An 18,395-nucleotide genomic window follows, 5' to 3' on the forward strand; every position below is an offset into this window, starting at 1 on the left:
TCTTCTCCAAGCTGAAGCACTTCCGCCGCGTCGCCACCCGCTACGACAAGCTCGCCGCCAACTTCCTCGCGATGGTCCAGCTCGCCTCAATGCGGCTGTGGCTCCGGGCTTATGAGTCTACGGCCTAGTCTGCGGCGACGGTCAGCTGCGGCCCCTGCTTTCTCAAAAGCTGTTCCTGTTTGCATGTCTCCGAAAACACCTGTCGCGGACGGGGAAACGGGAAAGAAGGGGCGCAACGAATGGCCTCTTTCGGGAGTCGAATAGTCCGTTTGCCCCTCTGCAATTAAACTTTCCAGCAATGACGCCAATTACACTAGCGACACATTTTCTTCGGCGCCGTTCCATTTGCCGGCCAAGCCGGGAACCTCTTCGAGTTGTCGCACTTCGTCGAAGCGACCACGCTCTTCCCTGTATCTTACGATCTCGAAACCGTGCCCGCGTAACTGCTGAATTTCGTCAAGTTCTGCGGCGGTAGCGGTATTCAGATTGATCATCAGCGTCTCCCAGCGAACTGGCGAAGCGTGTTCGCCTGCGACGGACTATAACGATAACCAGTCTGAAAGGCAGCGTCGGTTGGGCCAAACGCCCCTACAAGTCCGCACAGAGCGGATGGTGTTTCTTAGATTGCCCTTAAAGGCACGGACACCCGAGAAAATCGCGCAGCAGTATGCGCAATCCGACATCGCCACGGTGCCCCGCCCCCGCTAAGCTGTTGATACTTAACGGTACACTTTTCCAGCAACATCGGGCAACTAGCGTTGATTTCATTCAACAAGTTTGCTCCACGGCTGAAACACGGGTTCGATTCCCGTAGGGGTCACCAGCACTCGCCAGAATGGCGGATTGCGCAGGTTTGGCAGTCATTCCGAGCCTTTTAGACGTTCTTAAGCGCACTGTGTGCGCGCGAGGCGGTCGGTGTGGTCGCTCTCGGGAATGCTTCATGTGCCGGCATTTTATATTCTCGCCGCGCCCACAGGCGCTATGGCCCGTCGGTCCAGGCGCGCAGGCGCTCGGCGTATATCCGCACCTCCTCTCCCCGCCGTTCCGGTCGACGCTGCGCCATCGCATCTTGTGTCGCGTCGACCGGGCGTGGAACAGGATCGTGGTCGAACGACCTCTCGCAGTGTCGGTCATGCAGGCTTCGCGTGGCTCCTTAAACCTGTCCCCCGTTCACTTCTTCCGGACGCTCCAACCCCGTCCCGGCCGAGGAAGGCCGGCAACCTGAAAGGATATGTGGCGGTCGGCGTTCGAACTGGCGCCAGCCCATAGATCGAACGTGCCCGGATCGATTACCCAGCCCTTCGCAGCGGCGCTCCAATATTGCACGCTGCCCTCGTCCAGTTCGAACCGCACCGTCTGCCGCTCGCCGGGGCGCAGGGTCACGCGGCGAAAGCCCTTGAGTTCGCGTACCGGGCGCGACGCCCTGCCCGATTGCTGGTGGATGTAAAGCTGCACCACCTCATCGCCGGCGCGGCTGCCTGTGTTGGTGACCGGCACCGACACCACGATCCGACCTCCGGGCCGGAGCGTTGCGGTATCGAGGACCGGCGCACCGACCTCGAACCGGGTATAGCTCAGCCCATAGCCGAATTCGAATTGCGGCGTGGACGGGATGTCCCAATAGCGTTTGCCCTGATCCTTTGGCGCATGGGTCGTGTTGTGCGCATAGTAGATCGGCACCTGCCCGACGCTGCGGGGCCAGGTGACCGGCAGCTTGCCGCCCGGATTGACGTCGCCGAACAGCGTCCGCGCGATCGCAGTTCCGCCCCGAGTCCCGCCATACCATGCGTGGAGGATCGCGGGTGCGCGATCGAGTACCTCGCCCAGTTCGAGTGGACGACCGCTCATCGTCACCACCCGCACCGGTTTGCCGGTGGCCAGCATCGCCTCGAACAGGCGCAGCTGGTCGCCTGGCAGCTTGAGGTCGGACCGCGAAGCACCCTCGCCGCTCATATCCTCGGCCTCGCCCAGCGTCAGCACGATCAGGTCGGATCGTTTGGCGAGCGCCACGGCGCGTTCGAATTCGCTTGCCGCGCGCGCCGCGTCCCACCGCGGTTCGGGCTTGGCGACACCCGGAATGGTGATCGCTTCGAACATCGATGGCACGTTGCGCTTGAGCTGCACGCCCGGCGCGGTCTCGACGGTCGCGGCCGAACGCAGCCGATCGCGGACGCCCTCGAACACCGTCACCGTCTCCGGCAGGTCGTACTGGAACGCCCAGGGACCGAGCATGTCGCGCTTCGAATCGGCCATCGCGCCGATCACCGCCACGCGCTTGTGCGCGCCGGCGACCAGCGGCAGGGCGTTGCCGTCGTTCTTCAGCAGCACGAACGACCGTTCCGCCGCCGCCTGCGCCTCGCGCCGATGGCCGAGATCGGCCAGCGTCGCCTTCGCCTGCGCTTCGTCGACATAAGGCCGTTCGAACAAGCCCATGCGAAATTTTCCCACCAGGATACGGCGGACCGCACGGTCGAGCACCGCTTCGGTCAGCCTGCCCGCCCGGACCGACGCCGCCAGCGTCTCGGCGGAGGCAGCCGGACCGAACGACATTTCCATGTCGTTGCCGGCATCGATGCTGCGCACCGCCGCATCGGCCTCGTCACGGGCGAAATGCTGGACCACCTGATTCTTGGTGCCATTGGCATCGGACACGACCCAGCCGTCAAAGCCCATCTGGTCGCGCAGGACATCGGTCAGCAGCCATTTGTTGCCGACGGCGGGGACGTCATTGAGGTCCATATAGGCGCTCATGACGTTGCCCGCGCCCGCCTCTACCGCTGCGGCAAAGGGCGGCAGGATGACGTTGTATAGCTGTGATTCCGACAGGTACACGCTGTCATAGTCGCGTCCGCCCTCCGCCGCGGCATAGCCGGCGAAATGCTTCGGCCCGGAGATGATATGGCCGGGGGCGCCGATCGCCGGCCCTTGAAACCCCCGCACCTGCGCGCGCGCCATCGCCGACCCCAGGAACGGGTCCTCGCCCGCGCCCTCCACGATGCGGCCCCAGCGCGGATCGCGGGCAATGTCGACCATCGGCGCGAACGCCCAATGGATGCCGACCGCGCGTGCCTCAGCGGCCGCGACCGCCTGCGCCCGCTCGACACCCGCCGGGTCCCAGGACGCGGCATTGGCGATGGGCACCGGAAAGATGGTGCGAAAGCCGTGGATGACGTCATAGCCGAAGATCAGCGGCACCTTCAGCCGGGTTTCCTCGACCGCTACCCGCTGCAACCGGTTGATGACGGCGGGGTCGGTGACGAACAGCAGCGACCCAACCTTGCCGCTCTTCACGATCGGCGCGAACTGTTCGAACGCGCCGAACATGAACTGTTGCGAGACCTGCCCGGCCTTTTCTTCCAGCGTCATCGCCCGGAGCAGCAGGTCGGCGCGCTGTTCGGCGCTCAGCCGGCCATTCATCCATGGTTGCGCCGTCGCTCCCGCCTGCCGCGCCGCGAGCGGCGCAGCGACGACGACCACCCCCGCCGCCAGCGCCAACGCGCCGGCGGCAGCGATCATCCTGCGCATTTCGCGCTTCCCCCCGTTCGTCATCTTACTTCCTGACCGGCACGGCCGCGAGATCGCGATCGATCGTCGCCAGCAGCGCATCGGTGAACTGATCGGGCAGATAGGTCTGCAACCCGTACAGCGTGGTGCCCCGCGCCATGTCGAGCTGCGGGTTCTTGAGGAAGGCGGGCACATGCCGCTCCAGCACGGTGCGGGTCGCCGGATTGTCGAGCAGTTCGCCGATCGGCGTCGTCAGCGTGGTGTAGCGCCCCGATGCCTTGGCCGCCGCCAGCGCCTGCGACAGCCGATCGATCTCCGCACCCCAGGGGTCTCGTCCAACCACGACCCTGCCGTCGGCGGCGAAGTCGGCAAGCGTGTCGCTGGCGCGGGTGTAGCGCGGCCATTGCGGCATCGACCCGCCATTCGGGTCGCCGCGCTTCACGAAATTCGCCAGGTAGCTGCTCATCGCCTGTCCTGTGCCCTCGTCCTTCGCGGTCGTCTGCGCGCCATATTTGATCCGGACGTTGTCGAAGAAATAGGGGATGTCGGTCGCGTGCTGCGCGCCGCCCTGCCCGACCGAGTCCGCGACATAGGAGAAGCGATACGCCCACACCGGCACGCCCTTGTCGGCGATCATTGCCGATGCCTCACGCCCGCCGGCGATCATGAAGCCGCTCTTGCCGCCGATGTCGGCGCTGGTCGCCCCGATCATCATCGGTATCCGCGCGAAGCGGTCCTGTTCATATGCCTTGCGGACGTCGACCACGACCTTCCCATCGACAAACGGCCCCGAATTGGTCGGCGGCGCACCGGCCCGGCCCGACATCTGCGCCATGTTGAGCCCGTCGAGCACGTCCTCGGCCGACAGCGCGCGCAAGCGTTGCAGCGCGTCCGGGGCGGCAGGGTCGATGCCTTTGGTCCGGGCGAAGTTGCCGCCGATCTTCTCGACATCCGCCAGCGTGTTGGCGGTGAACGCCTTGGCATCGCCGCCGGACATCACCACCGCCTTGTTGAACAGGCCCCTGGCTTCGGGCGAGGTGACGAGCGCATGGGCCGAGATACCGCCGGCACTCTCGCCGGAGATCGTCACGTTCGCCGGGTCGCCGCCGAACGCCGCAATGTTGCGCTTCACCCATTGCAGCGCCGCGACCTGATCCATGATCCCATAATTGCCCAGGCGCCCGCCATCGGCATTCTGCGCAGTCAGTAGCGGCAGGGCAAAGGTGCCGAAGCGGCCGACGCGGTAGTTGAAGCTGACGAACACCACACCCTTCTTTGCCATGTTCGCACCGGCATAGGTCGGCGGCGAGGCACCGCCGTTCACGAAGCCACCGCCATAGATCCATACGAGAACGGGCAGCTTGCCCTTGACCCCCGCCGGTCGCCAGACATTGGCATAGAGGCAGTCCTCGGCCGGGGTGGTGCCGAGCGGCGCCGCGTCGCTCGGAAACGGCTTCTGCATACAATCCGCGCTATATCGCGTGGCGTCGCGCACGCCGGTCCACTTCGCCGCGGGTTGCGGCGCGCGCCAGCGCAGCGGACCGACCGGCGGGGCGGCGAAGGGAATGCCCTTCCAGCTTTCGACGCCATCGGCCGTCTGTCCGCGAACCGCTCCGTTATCGGTACGGACCGTCGGACCCGCAGGCTGGGCCGCGGCGGGTATCGCGGTCAACGTGGAGGCGATTACGAATGCTTTGGTGATGCGCTTCATCGGTGCGTTTCCTTTTAAACGGGGTTCACGAAGTGGGGCAGAGCCGTGCGCCCTTCAGCGCGGCGGCGGGGAGCGTCAGGCTGGCTTGCGCGGCGTGGTCGGCGGACGATCCGCCCAGCGTGAAGCCGATACGACCGGCCGTCGGGCGCCAGCAGCTTTGTGCGACATCGTAATCGGACACCGATCGCGGATCGACGGCAACACGGACCGCGCGGCTCTGCCCCGGCGCCAGGTCGACCTTGGCAAAACCGGCGAGGCGTCTGGGTGCCTCCCAGCCCGGCGCGGCGGCGTAGAGCTGCGCCACCGCCTTTCCAGCGACGCGGCCGGTGTTTGCGACCTTGAACCGCGCCTCGATCGCGCCGTCCCTTACCGTCAGGGTCAGGCCACTATAGCGGAAGTCGGTATAGGACAGGCCGTGGCCAAAGGCGAAGGCGGGGGTCAGGCCCTTGGCATCGAACCATTTATAGCCGACGGTCGCCCCTTCGGTATAGCGGAACTCGCCCTTGGCCGGCGGCTGGGGATGGGGCAGCTGGTTGAGGCTGGCGGGGAAGGTCATCGGCAGGTGGCCCGACGGATTGACGCGACCGGTCAGCACGTCGGCAATCGCCTCCCCACCCTCCGTCCCCGGATACCAGGCGGTCAGGATGCCGGCGACGCGCGGCGCCCAGGGGGTCAGCACCGGCCCGCCATTTTCGAGTACGACGACGGTGCGGCGGTTGGCCGCAGCCACCGCATCGATCAGTGCGTCCTGGTTATCCGCCAGCGTCAGCGACACGTCGAACGCCTCTCCCGCCCATTGCGTCGCGAACACGATGGCCAGGTCGGCCTGCGCTGCCGCCGTGGCTGCCGCCGCGCGGTCCGTGCCGTCGACGAAGTCGATGGTCGCACCGGGCAGGCGACGGCGCAACGCCTCGAGCGGCGAGGACGGGTAATACATCACCGGCCCCGGCCAGAAGGAGGGTTGCAGCCCCGGAACGGCATTGCCCCCCTTGGGATAGACAAGCGATGACCCGCCGCCCGCCAGCACCCCCTTGTCGGCATGGCCGCCGATCACCACGATCCGCTTCGCGCTCCCCGCCAGCGGCAGGACGTTGCCGCTGTTCTTGAGCAGGACGATCGCTTCGGCCGCGTCGGCGCGGCTGACCGCACCGTTGCGCTCGAGCATGTCGGCCGGCAGGTCGAACGGCGCGGCGGTTACCGGATGGTCGAACAGGCCGTGGCGCAGCATCGCATAGAGGATGCGTCCGACCATCGCGTCGATGCGCGCGGGCGGCACCCGTCCATCGGCAATGGCGCGGCGCATATCCGCGCCGAAGAACGGCTTTACGTCGAACGGATAGCCCGATTGCTGGTCCAGCCCCGCCGCCGATGCCGCCTCGGTCGAATGGGTCGCGCCCCAGTCGGACATGACATAGCCCTTGAAGCCCCACTCGCCCCGCAGCACCTTCGTGAGCAACCAAGGACTCTCGCACGAAAACGGGCCGTCGACGCGGTTATAGGCGCACATCACCGCGCCCGGATCGCCGTGGTCCAGCGCGATTTCGAAGGCGAGCAGGTCGGACAGATGCGCCGCCTTCGGGTCGATCACGACATTGCCGGCGTTGCGATCGGTCTCCTGATCGTTCAACGCGAAATGCTTCATCGTCGATACGACGTGCTGCGACTGGATGCCGGCGATCTGCGCGCCCGCCATGATACCCGCCAGCAGCGGGTCCTCGCCGGCATATTCGAAATTGCGCCCGTTGCGCGGCTCGCGCGTCAGGTTGACGCTGCCGCCGAGCAGGACGTTGAAACCTGATGCATAGGCCTCCGCCCCGATCATCGCCCCGCCCCGCCTTGCCAGTTCGGGGTTCCAGGTCGCGGCGGTGGCTAGGCCGGAGGGGAGCGCGGTCCGCTCGCGCTTGCGCCTGGCGCCACCCTGGCTGGCGACGCCGATCCCGGCATCGGCCTGCCACTGCGCCGGGATGCCCAGCCGGGGAATACCGGGAACATAGCCCGCCGACCCTTCGCGGGCGCCGGCAGGTGCGGTGAACTGCTTGGGCGGAAAATCGGTAGCGAACTGACCAAAGATCAGCGTCAACTTCTCCTCGGGCGTCATCGCCGCCAGCAACGCGGCGACGCGCGCCTCGGTCGGTTGGCGGGCGTCCGTCCACGAACCGGTCGCGACCGGAGCCGTCTGGGCGACCACCGGCATCGGCAACGACACAGCGAGCGCGACACCCGCGACAAGGGGCAGCAGGGGTTTCAAGCGGTCTTCTCCCTCGAATCTTTGTTCTGGTTGGTGTCGTTCATGCCGTGGCAGGCGAAGCTGTCGGCACGCGCCGGGTCGCCGCCGATATGGACGGCGCGGGTCGGATGTGGGCAGAGCGGGCGCGTGGTGTCGACCATCGGATCGGCTGGACGGGCGAGCAACCGGTCGGGTGCGCGCCCCCGTTCGACCCACGCCTCGATCGCCTGTTGCGGATCGAAGCGCGAAAATCCCGGTCCGCCGCCGCAATGCCCCATGCCGGGGGCGAGAAACAGGCGATACCAGTCGGCGGTCGGCATCCGCGCGGCGACCGCCGAATGATATTGGATCGAATCAAACGGCGACACCACCGGATCGGCAAGGCCGTGATAGTGGAGCAGCTTGCCCCCTGACGCACGAAACCGCGCAAGGTTCGGGTCGACCGCATCGATCTTGGGAGACAGCGTGCGACGGATACGGTCAAGGTCGCGGCCGAAATCGAACCGCCACCACGACCATGCCGGATCGGCAAAGGCCCAGACCCGCCAGAAGCTCGTCCGCGCCGGCTGCTGCCGTCCGCCATCGGACAGATAGGCCGTCCATCCCGCTTCGCTGCCGGGCAGCCACGGGTTGGTGACCCGCGCGCCGCTGCGCGGGTCAACTGCACCGCGATACATCCGGCGGGCGGCGGCGAGCTGTTCCGGTGACAAACATGGGCCGGTTCGACCCGATGCACAGGCCAGGATGCCCGGATCGAAGCGGCAGGCGACGGGATCGTTCAGCCAGCCATCGCCAGCCAGTCCGCCGGCGGTGGCACCGTTGTCCGCCCGGCAGGCCGCCAGCGCCCCTCGTTGCAGCAGCGTCAGTTCCCGCTGGCCGAGGATGGGTCGAGAATCGTCACCCGCAGAATGGTTGGCGAGATATTGCCAGAGGAACGCGGCGTTCAGGCGCACCCGCGCCGCGCCCGGAGCGCCCGCGACGATCCCGTCGAAATCGCCGGGAAAGCGCTGCGCCTCCATCAGCGCCTGATGCCCGCCGGTCGAGCAGCCGTTAAAATAGCGGTAGCGCGGCACCCGACCGTAATAACGCGTGGCGAGGCGATTGGCGACGACCGCGCTCAGATGCACCGCGCGCCAGCCCCAGTCGACGATCGCCTGCGGCCGACCGCGTGCAAAGTCGGGATCGTCGCCGTCATGGCCGGTATCGGTCGCGACCACCGCCGCACCCCGCGCCAGTTGCTCGGTCATCGCCGCCAGCGGCAGCCGCGAAGAATAACCGCCATTGCCGAGCATCACCATTCGCCCGCTCCACCCGGCGTGCGGCGGTAACCAAAGGTGATATCCGATCCGCGACCCGGCCACCGGTCGCAGCACGCCGGTCACCCGGCAAATGCCGTCCGATTCCGTCACTGCCGTCGTTCGCCCCGCAAGCGCATTGCAGGTCCGCGCGACCGCATCGACCGATCCGGCCAGCAGCGCCGCGATCGCCATCGCGGCAATGGCAAGGCGTGCGGACTCAGCGCAGGACATCGCTGGCCTCCGCCTCGGCGATGGTTCGCTCGGCATCCTCCGGCAGCAACCATCCGTCACGCACCTGCTGCCCCGCAGCGGCGCGGACCTGCGCGACGAAACCGGCATGGTCGCGATAGCGCGCCGTCAGCGACGGGCGGGGGTCGCCACGCGCGCGACGTTCCGCCTCGGTCCGGGCAAAGGGCACGAACCCGCCGATGAAGCCGCACGATCCGCCACGACCATAGCCCGAGGTACGAATGTTCCACCCGGTATAGGTCCCGATCGGCACCGCCAGCTGCACCAGCGGGACACCACCCACTTCATTCCCATCGGCATCGACGCGTGGCACGCGCGCCGGCAGGTAGCGGCGGATGCGCGGCGGCTGATGCGACACTACGCCGCTCTCATCGGCATACCGGAACTGCGGACCGACATCGTAATCGGGCATCCTGTTCAGCGCCGCCTCCGGCCGGGGCACCCCCGGCAGCGCCGGCCAGCCCATCGCCGCCGCATCGGGCCGCACCAGTGTACCGGCCGCGAGCGTGGGATAGCGGCTGTCCGGCGGCATCCGGTCGTCGCGCACCCAGTCGACGAGCCGCCCGAGCAAGGCGCGTCGAGCGTCTTCGGTCCGCACCGGGTTCAGCGCCAGCGCACAGGGTGGATAGCCCGGCCCGGCCACCTCGCCCGTCACCGGAAAGCCGCCGCGGGTCGATCCGCCATGGGTGACCGATCCGAAATAATAGCGGCGAACATTCGCCGGCAGCGGCAGGTCGCGGCGCGCATCGGTGCCGACCAGCCCGGCCGACAGGCGCAGGCCCCATAGCTCCGCCGAACCGATCGTCTCGATGATCTTCGGACAGGTATCGCTCGCACGGCAGCGGTCGAGCAGGCTGGAAGTGCCCCGCCCCCGCACCCGGTCGTGATACCGGCTCCACCACAGCGTCCCTTCGCTGCCGAGTTCGAACAGGTCGGCCGCCCCGCCGGGCACGGCAAAGCGGATGTTGAGCGGCACCTGCCGGGCGGCGATATCGGGATTGGCGCCGTCGAACACGCGGCGTCCCGCTTCGTCGGCGTTGAAGCCCAGATGCAGGAAGCTCTTGACGAAATTGCCCGATTGCGAGGTGCCGGTGATGATCGGCCAGCGCACCAGTCCCGCAACCGGATTGGGTGTGCCATGATCGTCACGCGATCCATGGCGCAGGAACGCGACCAGATCGCGTACCGCTGCGAACCCGATGCCCAGCACCTGCGGATCGCGCCCCCGATAGACCAGGGTATAGGCTAGATCGCTGACGAAACCGTCCTTCACGCACAGGTGCCGTGGGTCCGGCCTTCCCGGAAAGGGGCGCGTGCGGCAATCGGCAAAGGCCCAGCGACCCGCCGGCACCGGGACCAGCCGGGCAGCATCCGCCGCATGGGTCCACAACCGGGCGGTGCGCGTATCGAGCGATACCGGCAAGGGGCGCGCGACCGGGCGGACGATGCCACCCAGTATCGGCACGCTTCGCACACCGGCAGCTACCCCGACGAAACGTTGCAGGACCGGTCCGGTCAGGCCGGCAGCGACCGGCACGCTGGCCGTCTGTACCCCCGGCCCAGGCGGGATGTCGCCCTGCCAGCCACTCACTACCCGGATATGGCCGGCAGTGTCCGCCCCGATCCGCGCATTGCCACGATTGGGCACGTCGTAGAACAGCACCCCGCTCACCCGCGCGGCGTCGTTCGGCCGAACGATCGCAAAGGTCGCGCCATAGGCCACGGTGCCGCGCGGCGTCCGCGGTGCGGCCGACAGGTCGGTGATGATCCGGTTGTGCGGATCGCGCGGATCCAGTTCGCCTTCGTACCGACCGCGCAGCAGGGTAAAGCCCTCTCCCGCCGGTACGCGCTGTTCGACGATGATCCGGGTCAACCGCCCTTCGGCAAGGGTCGGGACGATCGCAAGCGTCAGTGCGGTCGCGCACGCCAGCCTCATGCGTCGTCCCCGATGTCCAGTGTGAGCAGATGGGCGCCAAGCGTCTTGCCATGCGCGTCCAGCGCCAGCGACCGGGTGACGCCGCCACTCAGCGCACCTTCCAGGACGAAGTTGAGCGCCCCCAGTTGCGGCAGTTCGTAGCGGCGGACCGAGGTGGGCGACATGCCCAACGCCGCGGCGACGCGCGCGCCGGTCAACGTGCGGGCGATCCGGTCATGATCGGACCGGTCATAGGCGACGACCGAAATCTGCGAGATGTCGCCCTTGTCGCCGGTGCGGACATGGGCAAGGTCATGCAACCGCATCATGCGCCTCGATCAGCTGGACGGTCGGGGTGATCGCGTCGCGGGAAACCAGGCAGGAGGCGATCGCCACCACCCGGCGGGTCGACCGGCTGACCCCGCCGCCGCCGAACGGGCCGTTGGTGTAGAGCGCCTCCACCTCCGCCCCGATGGCGTGGGCGCCTTCGATGGAGCGGCTTCGACCGACGATCCGGGCGCGGAGCTCGGCGAACGGATGGTCCGCGCCCGCCTCCGCCGCGTCGCCACCGATGATGTCGGTGCGCACCTCCTCCAGCGCTACGCCGGTCAAATCCAGCCGTTCGCGTACGATCCGCAACGCCAGCTGCGCGCGCGCGACCGCGCCGGGGCCGGCATAGGAAATCTGCCCTTCGCCGATGAAGCCGTCGTCATAGCCGATGGAAACCTTCAGCGAACCCGGCCGCGCGCATCCCCCGCCACCGCGCACCGCCACACGGTCCGGCCCGACCTGTTCCAGCGCGACCTGACTGAAATCGGCCGTGACATCCGCCTGGAGATAGGCGGCGGGGTCGAGTACTTCGTACAACAGCTGTTCGGTGCAGGTCGCGACCGACAACAGCCCGCCCGAGCCGGCAACCTTTCCCACGATCGCATCGCCATGCACATCGACATCCGCGAACGGAAACCCCAGCCGGGCGAGGCCAGGCACGTCCTTGCGACCCGGATCGGCGAAATAACCGCCGGTCAGCTGTCCGGCACATTCCAGCAGATGCCCGACCAGTGTCCCACGGCCGAGCCGCGCCCAGTCGTCGGACGCCCATCGATACGTGTGGATCAGCGGCGCGAGGAACAGTGCCGGATCGCCGACCCTGCCGGTGATGACCACATCCGCCGCGGCGTCCAGCGCCTCGACAATCCCCTCCGCGCCCAGATAGGCGTTGGCCGACACCATCCGGTCGCGCAGGTCGGCGACGCTGCCACCCCGGTCGATAAGCGGCAGGTCGCTGTCCGCAACGATCGCAAGCACGTCATCACCCGTCACCGCCGCGATCCGCAAGCCGCTCAGCCCCAGTTGCCCGGCGAGCTGCGCAACCGCGCGGGCGGCAGCGACCGGGTTCGCCGCGCCGGCATTGGTGATGATCCGCACCCCGCGCCCGTGCGCCGCCGGCAGGATTCGACGCATCCGTTCGAGCAGCATGGGATCGAAGCCGCCTTCCGGATCGGCCTGCAGCCGTTCCTGCGCCAACGCGATGGTCCGTTCGGCAAGACATTCGAAGATCAGGAAGTCGATGTCGCCCTGTTCGACCAACTCGATCGCTGGTTCGATCCGGTCGCCGGCAAAACCTGATCCGGCGCCAAGTCGCACGAAGTCGCGAGGAGGGAGCGTGGTCGTCATAGCGGGATCACCCCGATCAGCAGCGCCGCCCCCGTCATCACCAACGTGGCGGCGAACAACCAGGGGATCGCGAACCGCTGATGCGCGCCCAGCTCGATACCGCTCAGTCCCGCGACAAGGAACGTCGCAGGGGTCAGCGGGCTGATCGGAAAACCGGTCGTCATCTGTCCCAGCAGGGCGGCACGGCCCATCTCCTCCGGACGAATGTCAAAGCCCGACGCCAGTTCGGCCAGCACCGGCAGTACCCCGAAATAAAAGGAGTCGGGATCGAACAACAGACTGAGCGGCATCGATACGACCGCGAGGATCGCGGCGAGATGCCCCCCTATCTGCGGCGGGAGGTGGCCGGCCCCTGCTGCGGCGATGGCGCCAATCATGCCCGATCCGGTCATGACCCCGGTGAAGACACCCGCCGCCAGCAGGATGCTGGCCATCAGCAGCGCGGCATGGGCGTGCGCGTCGATCCGTTCGCGCTGTGCCTTCGCACCGGGATAGTTCACCACCAACGCCACGGCCGTCCCGATCATGAAGACTACGACCGGTTCGACCAGTCCCGATACCATCGTGCCGATCACGATGGCGGTCAGGACAAGGTTCGTTGCGAAGCGCCACCCGCCGGCCGGGGGCGTGGCCACCGGCACGGGCAGTGGCGATGCATCGATGGTCGCACCCGACACTCCGGCAAGGCGCAACCGCTCGCGCCGCCCCAGCCACCAGGATGCTGCTCCGACAAAGGCGAGGCCGACCAGCTGCACACCGATCATCGGCGTGAACAAGGTGGCGGTCGGGACACCCAGCGATGCCGACGCGCGCAGCGTCGGACCGGTCCATGGCAGGAAATTGACGCCCGCCGCCATCGACGCGGTACACGCCAGCACCCGGCGATCCATCCCGATCCGGTCGTACACCGGGCGCAGCGCGGGAATGGTGACGAGGAAACAGACCGCACCCGATCCGTCGAGGTGAATGAGGAGCGCGAGCATCGCCGTTCCTACGGCGATCCGTTCCGGGCTGTTCCCCACCATGCGGACGACCAATGCGACCAGCGGCGCCAGCAGCCCGGCATCGGTCATCACGCCAAAGAACAGGATGGCGAAGATGAACATTCCCGCAACCGGCGCGATCTTGCCCAGCCCGGCCAGGATATAGGCCGGCACCTGATCGCCCACCCCCGCCACGACAGCGGCCGCGACCGGGATCAGGATCAGCGCGACCAGCGGCGATACGCGATTGGACAGGATGGCGGCGAGCAGCGCCCCGATCGCCATCAGTCCGGTTATTGCCAACATGCCCGACCCCGTTCCCGGTTGCATCCATCCCGCCGCATCGTGGAACTGTTCACGACGCGGCGACAAGTGTTTAGAAATTCAACGTCACCTGCATCGTCGCCGTCCGTCCGAACGGGTTCGAATAGGCACCGTTGAACGCGCCGTTTGATGTGATCGCGATCGGCGGGTCGCGGTCGAACAGGTTGAGGATGGTGACCGACGTCCGGAACCCGCTGAACGGCGTGCCGGCATTCTTCAGATCGGCTGCATAGCCAAGCGTCAGGTCGACCGTCGTCCACGCATCCACCTTTTGCGGCGGGATCGACTGGCCAACCGGCCCCAGCGCGAGGTCGTTCAGGTAGGAACCGATATAGTTCACGAACGCGTTGGCGCTGACCCCGCGATACACCAGTCCCACCGACCCGCGCCCGCGCCATTCGGTCGGCGAATTGTAGAAGCCCAGCCGGTCGACGAATGGCTGTCCGGCCACGACCTGTTCCTCGTTGCTGATCGTCCAGCTGACCGCTGCCGATGCGTTCACCGTCAGCGCGTCGAACTTGTGCAGATAGTTGATCGACGCATCCAGACCGTCTTGCCGGGTTGCGGCCAGATTCGCGTTGCGCCCGTCGATCAGCACATTGACCGCGCACGGGTTCGGCAGCGTGCCATAGAGCAGCGTGCGGCTGAGATAGGTCCGCAGCACCGGATCGAAGGTCGCGGGATCGGTGTTCACGCAGCCGGTCGGATTGGCGATCGGCAGGATGAACTGGCTATACCCGTTATAATTGGGATAGCCCCCTGCCTGGAACGCCGCGATCGAATTGGGCTGCTGGATGCGGCCGGTATAGCGGATGTTGTAATAGGTCGCCTCGGCCGTGAAGTCGCCAAGCTTAAGATTGCCACCGACCGACCAGTTGGTCGCCTTTTCCGGGCGCAGTTCGGGGTTCGATCCTACGACGACCCCGATATTGGTGAAGCCCGGCCCTGCTCCGTTCACGACGCGCGGGTCGTTGTTCGAAAAGGCGAAGCCGCCGACCGCTGAATAAGAGAACAGGTTCACGTCGGGCAACGACGGCGCCCGGAACGACGTGCCCCACGATCCACGCAGGCTGAGGACGTCGTTGACGACCCAGGTCCCGCCGATCTTGGGATTGGAGGTCGACCCGACGTCCGAATAATCGTCGTACCGGATCGCGGCGTCGATCGTCAGGCTCTTGATGAGCGGAACGTTCATCTCCTCCCCGATCAGCGGAACATAGACTTCCCCGAACGCCGACCAGATGGTGCGCGACAGGCGGCTGTTGTCGGCGGTGGTGTCGAACAGGAACTGGTTGGTGGCGCTGCGGTTCGCGCCATTGATGTTGAAGTTGTACTGTTTGTTGCGTTCCCCACCGAACGCTGCCCGCACCGTGCCGGCGGGAACCGCGAACAGCGGGCCGTCGAACTTCAGCAGCGCATCGTCGAGGCCGTTGCCGCTGCGCTGGACATTGTCGCCCGCGATGGTGGCAAGCTGTTGCGGCGTCAGTGCCAGCGCGCTCAACGGATTGATCGCGCCCAGATTGATTTGATATTGCAGGGCGTTGGGATTGATGTTCGTCCCGCTCTGGCAGTAATTGCAGGCCTCGTCGCGGCCATAGGTGTAATAGCCCTCGGCACGCCAGCTCCATGGCAATTTGACGCGCGCACCGGCGGTAATCGAGTAGGTTTCGGACCGGTTGTCGAAATTGCTCGATCCGATGTCCTTCAGCGCGCTGTACTGCACGTTCAGCGGCGCGTTCGTCGCCACCCCCGGAATGCCCGCGATGTAATAGGGGTTGCGCGCCGTCGTCACCGCCCCTGCGCTGTCGAACAGGAAGGGGGACAGCGTCACATTCTGCACCGCCGACGCCGGCGAGCGCGAGAAGGTGTGACGGTTCGAATAGGTCCCCTGTACGAACGCCTCGACCGAGGGGCCGAATTCCTGGTTGGCGAACAGCGACACCTGATGCCGGTCGAGCCGCCCGGTATAGTCGTTATAATAGGCATTGTCCGCCAGGTTCGGCTGATTGAGCAGCAGGTCGCCCGGCGTCAGAGCGACATTCGCGCCCTGCGGCAGCCCGTAATAGGTGTAGAACCCCGCCCGCGGCAGAACCGGATTCTGCGAACCGTCGGCATTCTGGACATAGATGTTCGCCGGACCTGCCAGCGTGGCGGTCGTGCCGTTCAACCGGTTGTCCGGCCCGCCGAACGGGCGCAGATCGTTGAAGAGGAACCGGTTCTTCGCGCGCAGGAACGGGTCGCGATGCGTATATTCGTAACTGACCAGCACGTTGCCCGCGCCGAGGCCACCCAATCCGGTCCACGTCGTGCCCGCGGTGATCGATGGCTGAATCTGGAAACCGCCCGACTGATTGGTCACGCGGTTCGATGCCTCGACCCCCTGAAAGTCCTTTCGCAACACGAAATTGACCACGCCGGCGACGGCGTCCGACCCATAGATGGCGGAGGCACCATCGGCGATCACCTCGATCCGGGCGACGGCGGCGATCGGCACCTGATTGGCTTCGGTGAAGTTGGAGGCTGCGCCGGTGCCCACCACGCGGTGACCATCGACCAGCGTCAGCGTCGCCTGCGCACCCAGCCCGCGCAGGTTGATCGCCGAACCCTGCTGCGAATTGTACGAACCCTGCGTTCCGCCCTCGCGGAAATCGCCGAGGTTGCGGACCTGCGGCAATGTATTGACCGCATCGGCGACCGAAGCGACGCCGCTGGCGATGATGGTTTCGCGCGTCAGCGTCACCGCTTCGCTGCCGACCGCCTTCACGCCTGAAATATTCGTACCGGTGACCACGATGTCAGCGGACTCGCCGGTCCGCGCGTCGTTCGACAGCGCGCCCTGCCGATCGACATCGTCGCCCGCGTCTCCGGTAACGCCGGTCGGAGCGTTCGGCGATCCCGCAGCGCTCACGCCGGCGGCGGGGTCCTGCGCGCTGCCGGTCTGCGCGGGATCGACAGCGGGCGCGGGCAGCCCGGTGGAACCATCCTGCCCGCCGATAGCCGGCGTGGCGGCGATGGCAGGCGACGTGAGCCCGAGCGCCAAGGCGGTCAGGCTGATACGCGTGAAACGAGTCTTGCGACCTTGCATGAAAACCTCCCCTGTGAGGACGGCCGATTGGACATCGGCTCTCGTCGGACGGTCCGGCTGTTGGCGCCGGTTCCTTCCGCTCGACGGGTTATCGATCGTTCGATATGATAATGAAAATAGAATGTTGACATCGATCGATGCGAAAAGCTGATCGATGGATCGAGAGGATCGGATGAGCCGTACCCCCAGTTTGACGACGTTGCGTATGTTCATGGCGGTCGCCCGCACGCGCAGCTTCAGCGAAGCGGCCCGGTTGGCGAACCTTTCGCAACCCGCACTGAGCCGGACGATCCGGTTGATGGAAGACGATCTGGGCGTACGTCTGTTCGATCGCAGTTCACGCCGGGTCGAACTGACGAGCGCCGGGGCGATGCTGGTGCCGACCGTCGAGCGGCTGATCGCCGATTTCGACCATGCATTCGCCACCTTGTCGAAGGATCTGACCGGAATGCGGGGGCGGATCGTGATCGGTGCGCTGCCATCCTTTGCCGCCGCCGCGTTGCCGCGCGTCATCCGCAGCTACATCGCGCGCAGCCCATCGGTCGAAATCGTGATCCGCGACGACATTGCCGGCGCGCTCTACCGCCAGTTGCGCGACGGGCAGATCGACGTCGCTTTCGTCACCGAGGCGGCCGAACCCGACTATCTGTTCGAACCGCTGCTGTCCGACCGCTGCGTCCTGGCGTTCCAGTCCGGATCACCGTTCGACGTTGCCGGCGAAGCGCCATGGTCTACCCTGGCAGAGGCGCCTTTCCTTGCGATGGCAACCAGCAGCAGCGTGCGGGTCATGTCCGATGCGGCGCTGCTGCGCGCGGGAATCACCGTGCGGCCGCTGTACGAAGTGTCGCAGTTGGTGACGATGGGTGGCCTGCTTGCCGCCGGGCTGGGCGTGACCGTGTTGCCGCATTCCACCATCACGATGCTCGCAAACCCTGCGGTAGGCTGGCGGCCGCTCGAAGCGCCGATCGTCGAGCGGAAGATTGGCATCGCATATCTGAAGCAGCGCTCGCTATCGCCCGCCGCCGCCGCCTTTCTGTCGCACTGTCGCTCGCTTCATCGCGACGGACACCTTGTGTGAGGCGAAGGGCGCCTTACGCCCCTATGATCGCGGGTCTTTCGACGGTTGCGACCGACATCCCGCGTCGCCGTGCCTCTGGCAGGCAGGAGGAAAGGCACGTTCGGCGCGGCAACGCCCTCGGCGAAGGCGGCAGCGTACTTGCCGTTGGGCGAGGTGATTGAACTGCATATCGGTCGCGAACGCCCCTGGTGCGTGGTTTTCCGAGGCGGTACCGCGCAAGTGCGGCAGCGAATGGCCGCCGGCACTGTGCTGCCTGACCTTGCCCGCACGGTCGACGGTACCGAAGCCGTTATCGGACGCCCCGATGAACGGCACCGAGCATGGACCGGGCGACGCTCGGCATC

General features: G+C 66.7%; 11 protein-coding genes and 1 pseudogene. 2 read left to right on the top strand and 10 right to left on the bottom strand.

The annotated features are described in order from the left end of the window. Positions 1–128 (top strand): annotated as a pseudogene (locus QZ755_RS14820) (IS5/IS1182 family transposase); the annotation flags it as partial. A gap of 180 nt (positions 129–308) precedes the next feature. Here QZ755_RS14820 and QZ755_RS14825 read toward each other — a convergent pair. From QZ755_RS14825 to QZ755_RS14870, 10 genes are all read right to left on the bottom strand, one after another. Next, the gene (locus QZ755_RS14825; RefSeq protein WP_288412237.1) at positions 309–494 is read right to left on the bottom strand and encodes a helix-hairpin-helix domain-containing protein; all 186 of its coding nucleotides are present in this window, start codon (positions 492–494) and stop codon (positions 309–311) included. A gap of 676 nt (positions 495–1,170) precedes the next feature. Further along, positions 1,171–3,516 (bottom strand): glycoside hydrolase family 3 N-terminal domain-containing protein, encoded by a 2,346-nt coding sequence (locus tag QZ755_RS14830; protein ID WP_294324375.1) that lies wholly within the window; start codon positions 3,514–3,516, stop codon positions 1,171–1,173. 34 nt (positions 3,517–3,550) lie between these two features. Further along, positions 3,551–5,215 carry a carboxylesterase family protein gene (locus QZ755_RS14835; RefSeq protein WP_366509181.1) on the bottom strand — a complete coding sequence of 555 codons (1,665 nt, stop codon included), beginning with the start codon at positions 5,213–5,215 and terminating at the stop codon, positions 3,551–3,553. 25 nt (positions 5,216–5,240) lie between these two features. Further along, entirely contained in the window at positions 5,241–7,463 is a 2,223-nt protein-coding gene (locus tag QZ755_RS14840) for a glycoside hydrolase family 3 C-terminal domain-containing protein (protein WP_366509182.1), read from the bottom strand. Next, a complete protein-coding gene (locus QZ755_RS14845) occupies positions 7,460–8,971 on the bottom strand; it encodes a tannase/feruloyl esterase family alpha/beta hydrolase (protein WP_294324379.1) in 1,512 nt (503 codons plus the stop codon). The genes QZ755_RS14840 and QZ755_RS14845 overlap by 4 nt, the downstream gene beginning before the upstream one ends. After that, positions 8,958–10,925, bottom strand: a complete 1,968-nt coding sequence (locus QZ755_RS14850) for an alpha/beta hydrolase domain-containing protein (protein WP_294324381.1) — start codon at positions 10,923–10,925, stop codon at positions 8,958–8,960. The genes QZ755_RS14845 and QZ755_RS14850 overlap by 14 nt, the downstream gene beginning before the upstream one ends. Continuing rightward, complete coding sequence (locus tag QZ755_RS14855; protein WP_294324385.1) at positions 10,922–11,233, bottom strand: hypothetical protein; 312 nt, start codon at positions 11,231–11,233, stop codon at positions 10,922–10,924. The genes QZ755_RS14850 and QZ755_RS14855 overlap by 4 nt, the downstream gene beginning before the upstream one ends. Continuing rightward, positions 11,217–12,581, bottom strand: a complete 1,365-nt coding sequence (locus tag QZ755_RS14860) for an acyclic terpene utilization AtuA family protein (protein WP_294324387.1) — start codon at positions 12,579–12,581, stop codon at positions 11,217–11,219. The genes QZ755_RS14855 and QZ755_RS14860 overlap by 17 nt, the downstream gene beginning before the upstream one ends. Continuing rightward, a complete protein-coding gene (locus tag QZ755_RS14865) occupies positions 12,578–13,870 on the bottom strand; it encodes a citrate:proton symporter (RefSeq protein WP_294324390.1) in 1,293 nt (430 codons plus the stop codon). The genes QZ755_RS14860 and QZ755_RS14865 overlap by 4 nt, the downstream gene beginning before the upstream one ends. Before the next feature lie 70 nt (positions 13,871–13,940). After that, positions 13,941–16,928 (bottom strand): TonB-dependent receptor, encoded by a 2,988-nt coding sequence (locus QZ755_RS14870; protein ID WP_294324392.1) that lies wholly within the window; start codon positions 16,926–16,928, stop codon positions 13,941–13,943. 217 nt (positions 16,929–17,145) lie between these two features. On the opposite strand from QZ755_RS14870, the gene QZ755_RS14875 reads away from it, so the two are divergent. Then, positions 17,146–18,051 (top strand): LysR family transcriptional regulator, encoded by a 906-nt coding sequence (locus QZ755_RS14875; RefSeq protein WP_294324395.1) that lies wholly within the window; start codon positions 17,146–17,148, stop codon positions 18,049–18,051. Positions 18,052–18,395: the final 344 nt, after the last annotated feature.

The organism is uncultured Sphingomonas sp. (assembly GCF_913776855.1).
Lineage (GTDB): Bacteria > Pseudomonadota > Alphaproteobacteria > Sphingomonadales > Sphingomonadaceae > Sphingomonas.